Source organism: Hydrogenibacillus sp. N12 (genome assembly GCF_019645935.1).
Lineage (GTDB): Bacteria > Bacillota > Bacilli > Thermicanales > DSM-22653 > Hydrogenibacillus > Hydrogenibacillus schlegelii.
This window is the reverse complement of the sequence record NZ_CP080953.1, coordinates 491,812-506,689: the sequence shown is the minus strand read 5'-3', so window position 1 is coordinate 506,689 and position 14,878 is coordinate 491,812. Positions and strand designations below refer to the sequence as shown.

13 protein-coding genes and 1 pseudogene are annotated in these 14,878 nt (G+C 71.2%); 2 read left to right on the top strand and 12 right to left on the bottom strand.

Annotation, left to right across the window (positions count from 1 at the left end; translation table 11 throughout):
• Positions 1-88: 88 nt before the first annotated feature.
• Both K2M58_RS02385 and K2M58_RS02380 read right to left on the bottom strand, forming a co-directional pair.
• Positions 89-310, bottom strand: a complete 222-nt coding sequence (locus tag K2M58_RS02385) for an alpha/beta-type small acid-soluble spore protein (RefSeq protein ID WP_220678127.1) — start codon at positions 308-310, stop codon at positions 89-91.
• Positions 311-478: 168 nt separating this feature from the next.
• Positions 479-1,567 (bottom strand): M24 family metallopeptidase, encoded by a 1,089-nt coding sequence (locus K2M58_RS02380; RefSeq protein WP_220678126.1) that lies wholly within the window; start codon positions 1,565-1,567, stop codon positions 479-481.
• A gap of 236 nt (positions 1,568-1,803) precedes the next feature.
• Here K2M58_RS02380 and K2M58_RS02375 point away from each other — a divergent pair, with 236 nt between their 5' ends.
• A complete protein-coding gene (locus tag K2M58_RS02375; protein ID WP_220678125.1) occupies positions 1,804-2,400 on the top strand; it encodes a gamma carbonic anhydrase family protein in 597 nt (198 codons plus the stop codon).
• On the opposite strand, the gene thiI is transcribed toward K2M58_RS02375, so the two are convergent.
• The 7 genes from thiI to K2M58_RS02340 all read right to left on the bottom strand — a co-directional run bounded on the left by thiI (position 2,391) and on the right by K2M58_RS02340 (position 10,611).
• Positions 2,391-3,611 (bottom strand): tRNA uracil 4-sulfurtransferase ThiI, encoded by a 1,221-nt coding sequence (gene thiI, locus K2M58_RS02370; RefSeq protein ID WP_252393507.1) that lies wholly within the window; start codon positions 3,609-3,611, stop codon positions 2,391-2,393. The two genes, K2M58_RS02375 and thiI, sit on opposite strands and share 10 nt — an antisense overlap.
• Positions 3,608-4,756: a cysteine desulfurase family protein gene (locus K2M58_RS02365; protein ID WP_252393506.1), complete on the bottom strand. Its 1,149-nt coding sequence runs from the start codon at positions 4,754-4,756 to the stop codon at positions 3,608-3,610. The genes thiI and K2M58_RS02365 overlap by 4 nt, the downstream gene beginning before the upstream one ends.
• A gap of 211 nt (positions 4,757-4,967) precedes the next feature.
• Positions 4,968-5,558 carry a tetraspanin family protein gene (locus K2M58_RS02360; protein ID WP_220678124.1) on the bottom strand — a complete coding sequence of 197 codons (591 nt, stop codon included), beginning with the start codon at positions 5,556-5,558 and terminating at the stop codon, positions 4,968-4,970.
• Between the two features lie 57 nt (positions 5,559-5,615).
• Positions 5,616-5,777 carry a hypothetical protein gene (locus K2M58_RS02355; RefSeq protein ID WP_220678123.1) on the bottom strand — a complete coding sequence of 54 codons (162 nt, stop codon included), beginning with the start codon at positions 5,775-5,777 and terminating at the stop codon, positions 5,616-5,618.
• 157 nt (positions 5,778-5,934) lie between these two features.
• On the bottom strand, positions 5,935-8,394 hold the full coding sequence (locus K2M58_RS02350; RefSeq protein ID WP_220678122.1) for a septation ring formation regulator EzrA: 2,460 nt from the start codon (positions 8,392-8,394) through the stop codon (positions 5,935-5,937).
• Between the two features lie 314 nt (positions 8,395-8,708).
• The gene (locus K2M58_RS02345) at positions 8,709-9,578 is read right to left on the bottom strand and encodes a hypothetical protein (protein WP_220678121.1); all 870 of its coding nucleotides are present in this window, start codon (positions 9,576-9,578) and stop codon (positions 8,709-8,711) included.
• Between the two features lie 67 nt (positions 9,579-9,645).
• Positions 9,646-10,611 (bottom strand): MBL fold metallo-hydrolase, encoded by a 966-nt coding sequence (locus K2M58_RS02340; protein ID WP_220678120.1) that lies wholly within the window; start codon positions 10,609-10,611, stop codon positions 9,646-9,648.
• 188 nt (positions 10,612-10,799) lie between these two features.
• Here K2M58_RS02340 and K2M58_RS02335 point away from each other — a divergent pair.
• Positions 10,800-11,435 (top strand): annotated as a pseudogene (locus tag K2M58_RS02335) (DNA-3-methyladenine glycosylase); the annotation flags it as partial.
• 127 nt (positions 11,436-11,562) lie between these two features.
• Here the strand turns inward: K2M58_RS02335 and K2M58_RS02330 are convergent.
• From K2M58_RS02330 to K2M58_RS02320, 3 genes are read right to left on the bottom strand one after another with little or no spacing between them, the layout of a single operon-like run.
• Positions 11,563-12,891, bottom strand: coding sequence for a purine/pyrimidine permease (locus K2M58_RS02330; RefSeq protein ID WP_220678118.1), 1,329 nt, complete (start codon positions 12,889-12,891; stop codon positions 11,563-11,565).
• Complete coding sequence (locus K2M58_RS02325) at positions 12,888-13,931, bottom strand: zf-HC2 domain-containing protein (RefSeq protein WP_220678117.1); 1,044 nt, start codon at positions 13,929-13,931, stop codon at positions 12,888-12,890. The genes K2M58_RS02330 and K2M58_RS02325 overlap by 4 nt, the downstream gene beginning before the upstream one ends.
• Positions 13,928-14,572, bottom strand: a complete 645-nt coding sequence (locus tag K2M58_RS02320) for an RNA polymerase sigma factor (RefSeq protein WP_220678116.1) — start codon at positions 14,570-14,572, stop codon at positions 13,928-13,930. The genes K2M58_RS02325 and K2M58_RS02320 overlap by 4 nt, the downstream gene beginning before the upstream one ends.
• Positions 14,573-14,878 lie beyond the last annotated feature (306 nt).

Below are 14,878 nucleotides of genomic sequence, written 5' to 3'. Positions count from 1 at the left end.
CGCGGACCTTACGCGCCGGCGCCGCGCCGCCGGATAAAAAAGCAGGCGACGAACGCCGTCCGCCGCCTGCTCCATCGAGCGTATGCGCTTAAAACCCTTGCGGCTGCTGGCCGGCAAGGTGCTGCTGGGCAAACATCACCAGGCGCTTCGTGATCTCACCGCCGACGGACCCGTTCGCCCGGGAGGTCGTGTCCGGGCCAAGCTGCACCCCGAACTCGGAGGCGATCTCGTACTTCATCTGATCGATCGCCGCCGCCGCGCCCGGGACGACCAGCTGGTTCGTGTTGCGGGGATGCGAGTTCTGGGCCACCTGCACTCACCTCCTCTCGCGGTGTATCCATAGAATCCGCGGAGAAGAGGTGCCTCATTCACCGAAGCCGCTGCCACATCTTGTGTTCGTTTTCGGATCGTCTTGCATTCGATGGGGCGAGGCGACCGCCGCCACCCGAATGATCCGGCCGAACGGCGAATCGCCGCCCTACGGCAGGACGACCCCCTCCACCGCCTTGGGCGAACGGGTCAGGATCTCCGGGCCCTCCGGCGTGACGACGACGTCGTCTTCGATTCGGATGCCGCCCCACTCCGGGTGATAGATCCCGGGCTCGACCGTCACCGCATCCCCGACCTCAAACCGGTCGGAGTTCCCGCCGTCGACCGACGGCGCCTCGTGCACCGCGAGGCCGAGCCCGTGGCCGAGCCGGTGGATAAAAAAGCCGTCGAGCCCATGCGCCCGAAGCGCTGCCCGGGCCGCCCGGTCCGCTTCGGCGACCGGCGCCCCCGGCCAAATCGCCCTGAGGGCCGCCTCCTGCGCCGAGAGCACCGCCCGATAGCGGTCGAAAAACACCCCGTCCGGCGCCCCGAGCCAGTACGTTCGGGTGATGTCGGCATGGTAGCCGTCCACGACGACGCCGAAGTCGATGAGAAGAAGCCCCGGGCCGATCGGCACCTCTCCCGGCACGCCGTGGGGGAGCGCTGTCCGCCGCCCCGTGAGGACGATCGGCGGAAACCCGAGGCCTTCGGCGCCCCGCTCCCGCGCCCGCGCTTCGAGGAGCGCCGCCACCGCCCGCTCGGTCATCCCGGGGCGGATCGCCGGAAGCACCTCCGCCAGGACCGCGTCCGCGAGCGCCGCCGCCGCCCGGAGGCGGTCGCGTTCCGCCGCGTCCTTCTTCCGCCGGAGGCGGACGACCGCCGGCGTCGCATCGAGGAAACGGAGGCCGGGAAACCGCCCCTGAAGCGCTTCGGCCCGGGCGAGCGAAAGGACGCTTTTTTCCACAAAGAGGGCCGCCGGCGGCCCGAAAAACGCCTGCGCCAGCGCCTGAACCGGATCCTCGCCGTCCCGGTAAACGATCGCCGCGAGGCCACTTTCCCGGACCGCCTCGGCCTCGAGCGCCGGCACGACCCAGACCGCCTCCCGGTTCGGCCGAAGCACGAGGCCGACAAACCGCTCGTGAGGCTCGAGGCGGACACCGGTCAAATAGCGGAGCGACACCGGATCCGTAAGAAGCGCCGGCGCCCCCTGGACCGAAAAGGCTTCGGCCAGGGCCGCCCGTCGAGCCACATAATCCACCGTTTTTCCTCCCTTCCGACCCCGTCTGAATCCCCCGCCGAACCCCGCTCAACGGACCGCCGGCCCCGTTTGCACGGGCCACCGGGTCTTGACGCCCCTGTGGACTCGCCGGATCTCCCGCCGCCGGCGCCCGACGGGGCGCCTCACTCCGTCAACAGCGCTTCCCGGCGAAATCCTTGCGTCCCGACGCAACCCGCGCTTTCCGACGACCCGTTCCCAGCGAAAGGAGGGCCGCCATGCCCGTCTATCCGTTCCGCGACCGGTGGCCTCGAATCGCCGAAGAGGCCTTCCTCGCCTTCAGCGCCGTCGTAAGCGGCGACGTGGAGATCGGCCCGGAGACGAACGTCTGGTTCGGCGCCATCATCCGGGGCGACGTCGCCCCGACCCGGATCGGCGCCCGGGTGAGCATTCAGGACAACGCCGTCCTCCACCAGAGCCCGAACCGGCCCCTCATCATCGAAGATGACGTCGTCATCGGCCACGGGGCGATCGTCCACAGCGCCGTCGTCCGCCGCGGCGCCCTCATCGGCATGGGCGCCGTCGTCCTCGACGGCGCCGTTGTCGAAGAAGGAGCGATTGTCGGCGCCGGCGCCCTCGTCCCGCCCGGCGGCCGCGTTCCGGCCCACACCGTCGTCATCGGACGGCCGGCCCGTCCCCTTCGGGAGACGACCGAAGCCGACCGGGCGGAACACGCCCGCATCGTGCGCGAATACGTCGAAAAGGGGCGCCTCTACCGGGCCGCCGGCGCAGGCCGACCGCCGCTTTCCGAAACGGACCGCTCCCCTTCAAAACAAATCGTCCCCTTTAAGGATGCGGGGGATTCCTACAGATAAAGCTCCAGCTCCGCCTCAAACCGCGCCGGCGGCGTCTCCGGCGAAAGCTCCAGCACTTCCGTCCCCTGAAGCGCCCGCCCGATCATACCTTCCCGGTCGAGCCCCGCCCGGGCTTCGATCGCCTCGACCTTCGCGAGCTTCGGCTTCGTCTGCGGATGCGCCGGCGTAAAGACGGTGCAGCAGTCTTCATACGGCAGGATCGACGTCTCGTACGTTCCGATCTTGCGCGCCAGGGCGATGATCTCCGTCTTGTCCAGGCCGATGAGCGGCCGGAGCACCGGCAGGCGCGTCGCCGCCGCGATGACGTGAAGGTTTTCCAGCGTCTGGCTCGCCACCTGCCCGAGGCTTTCCCCGGTGGCGAGGGCAAGCGCCCCGACCTCGTCGGCGATCCGCTCGGCGATCCGCATCATGTACCGGCGCATGAACGTCGTCAGAAGCGGCTCCGGCACCGACGCCTTGAGCGCTTCCTGAATTTCGGTAAACGGCACGACCCGAAGCCGCACCCGGCCGCTCCAGAAGCTTAAGAGGCGGGCGAGTTCCACCACTTTAAGCTTCGCCCGCTCGCTCGTATACGGCGGGCTGTGGTAGTAAACCGCCTCGACCTCGGCGCCCTTCCGCATGATGTACCAGCCGGCGACCGGGCTGTCGATGCCGCCGGAAAGAAGGAGGACGACCTTGCCGGACGTCCCGACCGGAAACCCGCCGGCGCCGGGGACGACCCGGTCGTAGACAAACGCCCCCTCCTGCCGGACTTCGACCATGACCTCCTGCTCCGGCGTATGCACGTCCACCTTCAGGCCCGGCACCCGCTTGAGCACGTACGCGCCGACCCGCTTCATGAGCTCCGGCGTCGGAACCGGAAACGCTCGGGCCGTCCGGCGGGCGCTCACCTTGAACGTCTTCGGCCGGGCCGCCTCCACCAGCCGGAGGGCCGCCGCCTGGATCGCCTCCAGATCGAGCGGCACCCGGATTGCCGGCGAAAATGAAATCAGGCCGAAGATGCGCTGAAGCGGCTCCGCCACCGCCTCGTACGGCGTCCCCCCCAGCTCGATGTACAGACGGCCGTGGGTCCGCCAGAAGGCGAGCTCCGGATACACCTTGAGCCGCCGCTTGATGTCCTGGATGAGCCGCGCCTCAAAATCGGCGCGGTTTTTCCCTTTTAAGGCCAGCTCCCCAAAGCGAATGAGCACCGTCGTATACACGTCGATCACCTCATCCCATCGTGCACCGATCTCAGCCGCCGGACGGTCCGGACGAGGGTCTCCGCCGCCCGCTCCACGTCTTCGTCGGAGACGTCCCGGGCGAGGCTCAGCCGGATCGCCGACCGCTGGACCGCCTCCGGGAGCCCGACCGCCTTGAGGACCGCCGACGGCTCCCGGCTCCGGCTCGAACAGGCGGCGCGGGTCGAGACGAAGATTCCCGCGTCGGCCAGCGCATGGACGAGCGTCTCCGCCCGCACGGGCGAAAAGGCCGCCGCGAGCAGGTGAGGCGCTCCGTCCGGCGGCGACAGCACCTCTCCTTCGGCGGCCTCCACCGCTTCGATGAGCCGGGCCCGCTGCCGGCGGAACCGCTCGACCGCCGCCTCCCGGGCGGCTTCCGCGAGGCGCATCGCCCGAGCCGTCGCGGCGATGAGCGGAGCGTTGGTCGTCCCCGGCCGAAGCCCCCGCTCCTGCCCGCCGCCGAAAAGAAGGGGCACGAGGCGCACCCCTTTTCGGACGAACAAAAGCCCGATCCCCTTTAACCCGTGCCACTTGTGCGCCGACAGCGTCACCAGGTCCGCCTGCCACGCCGCCGGCCGAACCGGCATCACCGCGTAGGCCTGCACCGCATCGACGTGAAAGAGCGCCCGGCTTTTTTTCACCCGCTCGCCGATCGCGACGAGGTCCTGGACGGTGCCGAGCTCGTTGTTGACCGCCATGACGCTGACGAGGATCGTCTCCGGCCGGAGGGCCCGGGCAACGGCGTCCGGATCGACGCGCCCGTACCGGTCGACCGGAAGCCGCTCGACCGAAAACCCCTCTCGCGCGAGGGCCTCCGCCGCCTCCCGGACCGACGGATGTTCGATCGGTGAGACGAGGATATGCCGCCCCCGGCCGGCGTACGCCCGCGCCGCGCCGAAAAGCGCCAGGTTGTTCGCTTCCGTGCCGCCGGAGGTAAAGACGATCTCTTCCGGCCGGACGCCGAGAAAACGGGCCGCCTGCGCCCGGGCCTCCTCGACGAGCGCCTCGGCCCGGGCCCCCAGCCCGTGCAGCGACGCCGGATTGGCAAACACATCGGCGGCCGCCCGGGCGTACGCCTCGAGGACCGCCGGATCGGGCCGGGTCGTTGCGGCATTGTCGAGGTAGATCACGGCCATCCCCTGCCTTCACCCTCTCATCTTAACACATTCCGAGCCTTTCGCTCGAACCGGGTCCCTGCCCCCGATCGATCCTCTCCTTCGGTCCGCCATCGAGATCCGTCCTCGGTTCGCCGTCGGGCAGGCGGCCCCGGAGGGGAACTCGGAACGAAAAAAACCTTCCGCCCCCGAATGCGCCGGGGGCGGAAGGATCCAGGGCGGTCGGGCGGCGTCAGACGACCGGCGGGAAGACAAACCGGGCAAACAGCGCGATGACCACCGCCAGCGCGCCGATGCCCATCGACCAGAGACCGAGGGCGCGGCTCCCCTGGGCATACGCCCAGTACCCGAGGCCGATCGCCACGAGCCCCATGAGAAACGGGGCAAAAAGGAGGGAAAGGATCGCCACGACGAGGGCGGCGATGCCGATCCCCCGCCCCCCTTCCGCGGGCTCGGCGTCTCGATTCTCCGGCCGGTCTTCCTGCGCCCGCGTTCCGCCGGCGTCGTCCGCCTCCGGGACGTTCGGCGCGAGCTCATACGACGTCTCGGCCTCCGCGTCCGGGTTGCCGAAGCGCCGCACGCCGTCGACGCCGGCCATCCCGTACCAGTCGATGCCGTAGGCGTTTTCGGCCGGCGGCCAGGCGTCCGCCGCGCCGGCCGCCCACCGGTCATCGACCGGTCCGGCCGCTTCCGCCCCCTCCGGCGGGCGGCCGGCCTCGTCGACGGCGGCCGGCGCCGAATCCGCCGGGCTCTGCCCGTCGACGCCGGCCCGGCCGGTTTCTTCCGCCGGGCGACCGGCTTCGTCCGGTTTCCGCTCCTCCATGCCGTCACCTCCGGGGGCATGGCAAGGATGGACGCGGCCGGCGGCCTGCCGGCGACCTCAGTCCAGGCGGACGTGAAACACGAGCCGCCGGACGCTCGGGCGGGTGAGGGCCACGGCCTTCAGGGCCTTCACCCACCAGGGGAGCCGCCGGGACAGGACCAAAGCGGCCAACTCGGCCATGGCGGTTCCGAGAAGGATGATGCGCCACGGCACGGCCATCACCCCTTCCTTAGCCTGACCCCAGAGGCGGAATTCGTTCCCCCCCAATCTCTGCCGATGCGGTGACCGCCGGGCGGGCGGCGGCATATCGTATGGCGAACCCTCCCCCGCCCACCGACGCCGGCGGGCGGAACCCCGCCCGCTTCAGGCGGCCTCCTCACTGGAGCGCCGCCTGCTTTTTTTCGGCGATCGCCCAGGCTGCCTCGGCATACGCCCGGGCCTTGTCAAACGCCCGATCCCGGAAGCAGTTTTCCGCCTGCATGAGATAGCGGCCGATGTCCGGATCGTGCAGGCGAAAGCGGTTCAGCCGGGCAATGATCGCCTCCGCCCGCCGGGCATCCTCCAGCCGGCCGAGAAGCGCATCCGCCGCCGCCGTCGCCTCGGCATGGGCCCGGGCCAGCGCCTCGCGGAGTTTGGTCACCGAAAGGGGCCGGTGGTCGAGCCGGAGGAGCACCGCCTGAAGGAGGGCTTCGGCCCGCTCGAAGTCGCTCCGGAAGGCCGAGGCGAGTTCCGGCAACATCGCCCGCTCCGCCTCCTGCCGGGCGTAGACGAGCCGCGCCCGGTCGTCCTGCACCTGATCCCGCGCCGCCGCCTCGAGGTTCTCCAGCGTTTGCACGATTTCCATCGCCTCGGCCAGGGTCCGTTCCGCCGTCTTCCGCCGGGCGATGAGGGCGTCCGCCTGCCCCTCCGCCAGCGCAAAATGCCCGTCCCGAACGAGCCGTTCCAGCTCGGCAAACGCCGCCGCATAGGCGTTCCGGGCATCCTCGAGCCGCGCGAGCGCCTCCGTCAGCGCCGCATCGTCCAGGACGAACTTCCGGGCGAGGGCGGCCAGCCGGTGCGTGAGCGCCTCCACCGCCGCCCGATAAGCCGCCTCCGCCGCCCGTTCCTCGGCGTACCGGGCGTCCATGCCCCGGCGGGCTTCCCCTTCGGCCTGAAGCCGCCGGTCGACGTCCTGAAGCTCCGCCTCGATCTCGGCGATCGTCGCCCGAACCGCCGCAAAATCGCCGTCCGCCCAGAGCGGCCAGAGGCGATTCCACCGGGCCTTGAGCCCCTTCAGCGCCCGCTCGAGCTCCGCCTGGGCGGCCACCTTGCCCGTGTCCTGAAGCGCCCGAAGCCGCGCCTCCCGCCGGCGGATGGCCTCCGGAAGGCGCGTTTCGATTTCGGCCATGAGCCCTTCCGCCGCCTCGAGATCTGCCCGGAGGGCCCGAAGCTCCGCCTCCGCCTCCGGAGCGAGCGGACCGCTCCGGGCAGCGGCCAGAAGCCCTTTCAGCCGCTTTTCAACCTGCGGCATCTCCACGCCGCTTCGCTTCCGATACGCCTGCCACGCCGCCTCGAGGGCCAAAACCGCCGCCTCCGCGTCTTTCGCGGCGGAAGGAACACCCGCCGCGGCGGTTTCCGCCGCCGCCGGGCCCGGCCGGTCCCCGCCAAGCGCCGGCGGCCGCTCCAACTCCGGCGTCGGGCCGCTCCCCGGGGGACCGGCTCCCTCCGGCGGATCGGCGGCCCCGTCCGCCTCGCCGGCCTCCGGCGCCTCCGCTTTCCGGATCGGATCGAACGCTTCCGGTCCTCCGTCCGTTTCGGCCTCCGCCGCCCCGTTCGAAGGACCGTCCGCCGGAGGCGTTCGGTCCAAAAGCGACTCCAGCTCTTTGAGCACCGCTTCCACAAAGGCGAACTCTTCTTCCGCCCGGAGAAGGCGAAACGTCCCGAGCGCCCGTCCGCCTTCCTGAAGCGCCGCTTCCGCCTCCGGAATCGCCGCCCGGAGGAGGCGCTCAAAGGTCCGCCGCCTATGCTCCGCCGCCCGATCGCCGTCCGGCGACGCCGGCAAAAGCGCCAAAGCCGCCCCTTCGAGGGAACGCCGGGCCGCCGCGAGCGCCTGGCGCAGATCCTGCTCGCGGCGCCGCAGGCGGCGGTACTGAAAGGCGCCGTATCCGGCCGAAGCCAGAAGGAGGCCGAGGAGGAGGACCGGCACCGCTTCGGACCACCGGATCGCCCGCACCCCGGCGCCCTGACCGCCTTCCGCCGGGGCCGCCGGCGGGCCGGGAGCCGGCGGCCCGGTCGACGCGCGGTCGAACGCCTCTCCTGCCGCGGGCGGCGCTTCAGCAGACGCCGCCTCCGAAACAGCATCGGCAAGCGCCCGAAGGACGGTGATGAGGGCCGGCGCCGGTCCGTCGCTCGCCAGCGTGGGGGCAAAATACCGGTCGATCACCCGGTCGGCCGCCGCCTCCGACATCCCCCGCGCCCGAAGCGAGGCGCCGATCCGAACCTCTAGCCGGCGGTCGGCGGCGATATAGCGCAGGGCGAGCCCGTCCGGCGGCGGTTCAAGCGCCTCTCGGTCGGGCACCGCCGGCGCCCTCGCCCAAAGCTCCAGCACGACCGGATACGGCATCTCCCGGACCGCCCGTTCGACGTCTTCCCGGTCTTCGGCGGAAAGCACGGCCTCCCGGTCGACGACCGAAGCCTCCCGATCGACGACGCCTTCGGTCGTCCCGGACGCGCCGCCGGATCCGGCCTGTACGCCGGCGGCCGATGCCGCCGGCGATTTCAAAGTCTGCCCCGGCAGGCCGAACCCGAGGCTGAGCGCCACCGCCGCCCCCAGCGCGACCGCCCGCAACCGTCTCATCCGCTCGCGGCTCCTTTCGGCCGAACCTCTGCCCGGGACATCGACCGAAGTCGACATTCCGGGCTGATTCGATCAAGAGATTCGACACCGCCGGCCAAAATCCTGCCGCTCTGCCGGCGAAAGATCCGCGGTCGGCTCGCCGGAGACGGCGCCTTGAAACCGGCGCCCCGGTCCGGTGCGCCGGATCCGTCCGAGGGGCCCGTCCCGGGCCGAAGCGTCGACCGCGGCCGAAGGGGCCGACGAGGGCCGATGCGCCGACTGCCCGGCCGACGCCTTCCCGCCGGCGTCCCGCTCCGGGACCGCCCCGGCGGCGATCACCGGCCGGCCGGCGCTCCCGGAATGCCGGTCAAGTCCGGCGGCGTAAACGTGCCGAAGCGGCGGAACGTAAACACCACCCGCGTCGTATCGTCGTTCCGCTGACCGTCTTCCGTATACACCGCCCGCTCGACGTATTCCACCCGTTTCGGAAGCCCCGTGGCCCGGTCGTAGGCGATGAGGTACGTCCCCGACAGCGCCTCATCGCCGTCCACCGAGCGATCGTCCACCCGGGAACCGGCCGAAAGCCGCTCCACCGCCGCGTCGCCGTCCGGCGTCTCCGGCGCCCGGCGGTTTGCCTTCTGAGCGAGCTCCGCCCGCATCGCCGTCGGATCGAGAACGACCTGAAGGAAGGCCGTCTCCCCTTCCACCGGCGCCGTGAAGCGTTCCGGAGAGCCCCACTCGATCTTCCCGGCGAGATGCGCCATGCGGCGGAAATGCGCCCGGGGGTCCCAGTTGGCCAGCTCCTGAAGGGTGACCGCCCGATCCGCTTCGGCCGGATGCCAGTCGACCTCGTCGGCAAACCGGAGAAACACCTGATCCCCCCGGGCGAAAAACTCCATGTCGTCGGCATAGCCGCCGTCTTCCGGCGTGACCGAAAGCCGCACGTAAAACGCTTCCGGCGAGGCGCTCCCGCGGAAGAGGGCGGCCGGCTGACTTCCGCCGCCGTTCGACTGCCAGTGCACCTCCCCGTCGAACTGAAACGCCGTCTCCGCCAGTTTCGCCGCCACCGTCTCAAGCGCGACGCGGGCCTCCCCCGGCCCTCGGTCCGGCGCCGCCGCCCGCTCCTGGCCGCCCGGTGCCGAGCAGGCGGCCAGCGCGACGAGCGCCGACAGCCCGGCGGCCCAGATCTTCCGTTTTCCGATCATCCCGATCCCTCCGATCGACGGCGTGTTTCACGCTTAACCTAACCGGTCGGAGGGGAATTATGCCGATTTAGTCGGCCGGCCGGTACCGGATGATCGGCCCGTCTTCGACGGTCGCCCGGCCGAGCTCCACGAGGAGATCGAGGTGGCCGACGACTTCCGAAAGGACGAGGGGAAGCTCCGTCCGGAACAATTTGGGAAACAACCGCTGCGAAAGCCCGAAGGCCGTCGCTTCCTCCGCGAGAAGCCCCCGCAGCAGTTCCGCCCGCTCGAGCTGCTGCCGAAGCCGCTCCCGGATGAGCGCCGCCGGCTCCGCAACCGCCTCGCCGTGCCCCGGCAAAACCCGCCCGATGGGGAGATCCAGCAGCCGCCCCAGCGCCTCCCGGTAGACGACGAGGGACCGGGGACGAAGCGGCGTCCCGTACGCCGGTTCGACAAAGGCGTTCGAGGAGATGTGCAGAAGAAGGTGATCGCCGCCGATGAGCAGCCCCTCGTCCGGGCGGAACAGCGCCACGTGATCGGGCGCGTGGCCCGGCGTCTCGAGCACCGTCCACCCGGGAAGCTCCGGGAGCGTCGCCCCTTCCCGCACCGGCCGGATCGCCGGCACCGGCCGGAAAAAGCGCAAATACGCCCGGTAGACCTCCTCCGCCTCCGCGATGAGCGGCTCCGGGACGCCGGATTTTTGATACAGCGTCCGCATGAACGCCGCCCGTTCCGCCAAAAACGCTTCCGCCTTCCCGACGTAGGGCGCCGCCTGCGGGTGGGCGTACACCGGGAGCGGTTTTTCGTCCAGGATGCGGGCCGCCAGCCCGACATGATCGATGTGGTGGTGGGTGAGGACGATCGCATCCAGGTCCCGAACCTTCAGGCCGACCTCCCGAAGCCTCGCCTGAAGCGCCGCCCACGCCTCGTCCGTCTCCGGGCCCGTGTCGACGAGGACGCGCCCCTCGCCCTCGATGAGATAGACGTTGACGTCGCCGACGCGAAAGGGCGTCGGAAGCGCGATTCGCCGGATCCGTTCTCCCCCAGCGTTCATCGGCGTCCCTTCTTTCACAAAAAATGTTTTGCACAAAAAATGTTTTGCATAAAAAGCGTTTTACAACGCCGGCCGTTTGATGAATGAACATTCATTCATAAGCCGGCCATCGGCCACCGGCGCTTCCGGCGGTCCCGCCTTGACCGGCGCCTTCGGTCGGCTATACTGGGCAGGCGAGGAGGGAGACCATGAGCGATTCCCGACCGCTGACCGACGCCGAACGGGCCTGGCTGGACGCCCACCCGCCCGTATCCCCGGATTTCTTCACGCGACCGACCCTCGAGCTGGCCCGGGCGCTCCTCGGCCAGATCCTCGTTCACATCGCGTCCGACGGCGTCGCCGCCGGCCGCATCGTCGAAACGGAAGCCTACCTCGGCCCCCACGACAAGGCGGCCCACTCCTACGGCGGCCGCCTGACGCGCCGGACGCGGATCATGTTCGGGCCGCCGGGCTTCAGCTACGTGTACAAGATCTACGGCCTCTACGACTGCCTGAACGTCACCGCCGGCGCCGAAGGAGAGCCCCAGGCGGTGCTCATCCGGGCGGTGGAGCCGATCTTCGGCGAAGCCCTGATGCGCCGGCGGCGGAACGATCCCCCGGAACGGACCCGCCTCACCGCCGGCCCGGGCCGCCTGACGCGGGCCCTCGGCATCACGACCGCCCACTACGGCCTGCCCCTTTTCGCCCCGCCGCTTTATATCGCCGCCGGCGATCCGGTCCCCCCGGAGCGCATCGCCCGAGGCCCCCGCATCGGCATCGACTACGCAGAAGAAGCCCGCCACTACCCGTGGCGCTTCTGGATCGACGGCCATCCGTTCGTTTCGGTGCTGCCCAAAACCGGGCGGGCCTCCGGGCCGACGAAGTCCGGACCGACGGAAGCGCCGGAGCCCGGGGGCCCTTTCGGGCCGGCGAAAACGTCGGAGTCCGGGACCTCGCCCGGGCCGAAGGCGACTACCCCTCCCGCCGAAGGACCGGCGCCATGAGCCGTTCAAGCCCGATCGCTGCCAGCACCGCGACGATGAGCCCGTTGCCGGCGATCCCCCGGATCGCCGGCGGAAGCGCCCCGAGGGCATCCGGCGGCAGGAAGAGGATGCCGACGCCGAGCATCACCGAAAGCCCCACCGCCGCCGTCCACGCCGGCGTCGCCGGAAGCCCTTTCAGTTCTGCCAGCCCGAAGCCGACGAGCTGGGTAAACGTCACCCAGAGCACCGCGTAGCCGACCGCCGGCGGCATGCCCGCCAGCCACCCGACGACCGGCGGAAACCCGCCGACGAGCCCCATGCCGACCGCCGCGGCCAAAAACGCCCCCCGATCCGCCGACCCGCTCAGCCGGATGACGCCGGCGGAGATCGAAAGGGGCACCGTCCCGACGACGCCGAACACCCCCGAAAGGACGTGACTCACCCCGCTTGCCCACGCCCCCCGGGCGGCCCGCGCCGGCCGCTCTTCGGCCGGCACTCCCGCCGCCTCCGCCGTCACAAACACGCTGGCGTAGACGTTGGAAAGCAGGATGATCGCCGTCACGACGCCGAGGACGATCGCCGCCGGATCGGCCTCCGGCGGGCCGAAGAAAAAAAGACCCGGAAAGGAAAACCCACTTTCCGAAAACCCGCCGGTCCCCGTCCCCCCGCCCCCGCCGGCGCCCCCCGGCCGAAGGAGCCCCGCCGCCTCCAGGGCGGCAAAAAGCCCCCAACCGTAGACGACGCTCCAGAGGGCGTAATACGCCCTGAAGACGGGACGGCGGGACAGGGCGAAGCCGAGGGCGACGACCACGACCGAAAGGGCCGCCGCCACCCCGAGGGGGGACCCGACGTCCCAAAAAAGCCCCCGGACGAACGCCCCGCTCATCGAAAGGGGCAGCACGAGCATAAACACGCCCCGCACGAACGGCGTAAAAAGCCGGGAAAGGGCGAGGCGCCCCCGCCGCCCGAGGACGAAGAGGGCCATCCCGCCGGCCAGCATCGCCGCGGTGAGCTTCCGGCCGACCGCCTCCGGCGGAACGCCGAGGGCCGCGTTCGTCTCGAGCGCCAGCAAAAACACGTTCCACCAGAGCCCCGCCGGCCCTTCGATGATCGGCAGCCGGTGGCCGAAAAGCCCCTGCACCAGCGCCCCGAGCCCGGAGGCGACGAACGTCGCCGAAAGAAACCGGGCCGTCTCCGCCGGCGACAGGCCGAAGGCATGGCCGACGACGAGCGGCACGACGAGGGCGTTCGCGAGCATTATCCAGAACCACTGCAGGGCCAAAAGCCCCCGTCGGCCCCATGCCTCCGCGCGCCTCATCGCCCGCCCCCGAACGGTCGGGCGGGGCGGCCCGGCTCAGGAAGTTCGCCCATATCGTTCCCTACCTCCTCCAAGCAGAAGACGACCACCGCCACCGGCCCCTCGCCGTCCTCAGCCGGATGAAAGCGCCGGCCGGGATCGGAGACGAAGACGACGGCCGCCGGGCCCGCACATCCCGAAGCGGCCGCCTCAGCCGCCGGCCGGCCGAACCCTCCGGCCCGTCGGGCAATCGCCTCGGCCGCTTCGGCGCCGGACGGCGTCCCGTCCCCGAAGCCGGTGCCGAAGGCGACGAAGGCCGCCGAACGGGCCGATGTCCCTCCGGATGGCGGCCGCCTGGCCTCCGCCCCCTCAAGGGGCGCCTCAGCCTCCGAAAAGCCTGCCGCCGCTCCGATCGCCGGCGCTCTGGCGGCGATCTCCCGATCGGCGTGTCCCCAGCCCGCGTCGGCGACGACCGGAGGCCAGGCGGTGGCGGTGGGCGCCGTCTGAACCGCTAAGCTTGGGCCGATCTGGTGCCAGGCGCCGGCGACGACGAGCGCCGCCCCGCCGAGCCAGACGACCGCCTGCCGGACCGCCACGCCCAGCCGAAGCCGGAGGAGTTCCCGCCGAAGCCTCCGGGACAGGCGCCGGAGCCGGCGGGCGATCGCCGGATCGGCCGATCCGGCCGTCCCGTCCGTTCCGACCGGGCGGACCGACCCGTCCGGCCCGGTCGATCCCGGCGTTCCGATCGGGGGGAGGTGATCTCCGGCGCCGGGCGGTCCGTCCGCCGTCCCGGCCCGGTCCTCCGGCGTGGCCCCCGCTTCAACCTGCCTGACCCCGGGGTCGATCCCGGCGTAGGCGACCCTCGCCGCCTCTGGAAGCGCCGCCGCCAGAGCCGCCCACGCCGAGCGCCTTTCCGCGCACACCGGGCAGCCGGCGGCGTGCCGTTCGAGCGCCGCCGCTTCTTCCGGCCCGAGGCGCCCGAGGGCCCAGTCGACCCAGCGCTCCTCCGGCGGGCACGCCCCCGGCGCCGGAAAAACGAAAAAAGCGCCGCGGTCCCTCATCGCCCGTCTCCCGCCCCCGGCCCCGCCGTCCCGAGCCCCCCGCCCTCCCCCGACAGGGGCGATCGCCCCCCACGCGCCGGTGCGGAGGGCCCCGGAGGACCCCAAGGCCCCAGCCGGCCGAGCGACCGGCGCAGGCGACCCAGCCCGCTTCGGAGCTGCGACTTCACCGTCCCCAGAGGCCGGCCGAGGGCCGTCGCCAGCGCCCGGTGGGACAGGCCGAGACCGTAATGGCCGATCACGGCCGCCCGCTCTCCCTCGCTGAGTTCGAAAAGCCCGGCGATGAGCGCCGGCCTGAGCCCCTCCGCCCAGAGCCGCCGCTCGATCGCCTCCCACGGATCGACCGCCCGGGCCGCCGCCGGTTGGGCCGCCGCCCGCTCCCGCCGGGACCGCCGGAGGAGATCGAGGGACCGGGAGCGGGCCATGACGAGCAGATACGCCCCGAGGGAGCCCCGGCCGGCGTCGTACCGCTCCGGCGCCTTCAGCCAGGCCAGAAAGACGTCGTGGGTCACGTCTTCCGCCAGCGCCGGATCGCCGAGGATGGCCAGCGCCACGTGATAGACCGCCGGCGCATATCTCCGGTAGACGGCCTCAAACGTCGCCGGATCGATCCGCCCCTTCCCGCCGCCGCGGCCAGCCTCCATCGTCCCCCTCCTTTCCGGGCCGGCGCCGATCGCGTCCCCCTCGCCGCTTGCTCGGAAAAGGCGGTTGACTCGGAAAAAGCCGTTTCCTCGAAAAACACCCCCGCCCGACGCCGTCTCCCCTGAACGGTCAACCGTTCGCCGGTCGCAATTCCTGTCCTTTACCGTACCGCACCGCCTTTCCCGGCTCAAGGGCCCGTCAAGGTAACATTTGCATCATCCGCCGGTCGCCGGCGGTCGTACTCAGAATGGAACGCTACCCGAATCCCGCCACCCCATAGGCGCAGGCAAACAGGACGGAGGGATGCC

Bases quoted from the DNA above. Each gene is read 5' to 3' on its own strand.
- K2M58_RS02375 (WP_220678125.1), top strand. From the start codon at position 1,804: ATGCCCGTCTATCCGTTCCGCGACCGGTGGCCTCGAATCGCCGAAGAG.
- K2M58_RS02365 (WP_252393506.1), bottom strand. From the start codon at position 4,756: ATGGCCGTGATCTACCTCGACAATGCCGCAACGACCCGGCCCGATCCG.
- K2M58_RS02360 (WP_220678124.1), bottom strand. From the start codon at position 5,558: ATGGAGGAGCGGAAACCGGACGAAGCCGGTCGCCCGGCGGAAGAAACC.
- K2M58_RS02355 (WP_220678123.1), bottom strand. From the start codon at position 5,777: ATGGCCGTGCCGTGGCGCATCATCCTTCTCGGAACCGCCATGGCCGAG.
- K2M58_RS02350 (WP_220678122.1), bottom strand. From the start codon at position 8,394: ATGAGACGGTTGCGGGCGGTCGCGCTGGGGGCGGCGGTGGCGCTCAGC.
- K2M58_RS02345 (WP_220678121.1), bottom strand. From the start codon at position 9,578: ATGATCGGAAAACGGAAGATCTGGGCCGCCGGGCTGTCGGCGCTCGTC.
- K2M58_RS02340 (WP_220678120.1), bottom strand. From the start codon at position 10,611: ATGAACGCTGGGGGAGAACGGATCCGGCGAATCGCGCTTCCGACGCCC.
- K2M58_RS02330 (WP_220678118.1), bottom strand. From the start codon at position 12,891: ATGAGGCGCGCGGAGGCATGGGGCCGACGGGGGCTTTTGGCCCTGCAG.
- K2M58_RS02325 (WP_220678117.1), bottom strand. From the start codon at position 13,931: ATGAGGGACCGCGGCGCTTTTTTCGTTTTTCCGGCGCCGGGGGCGTGC.
- K2M58_RS02320 (WP_220678116.1), bottom strand. From the start codon at position 14,572: ATGGAGGCTGGCCGCGGCGGCGGGAAGGGGCGGATCGATCCGGCGACG.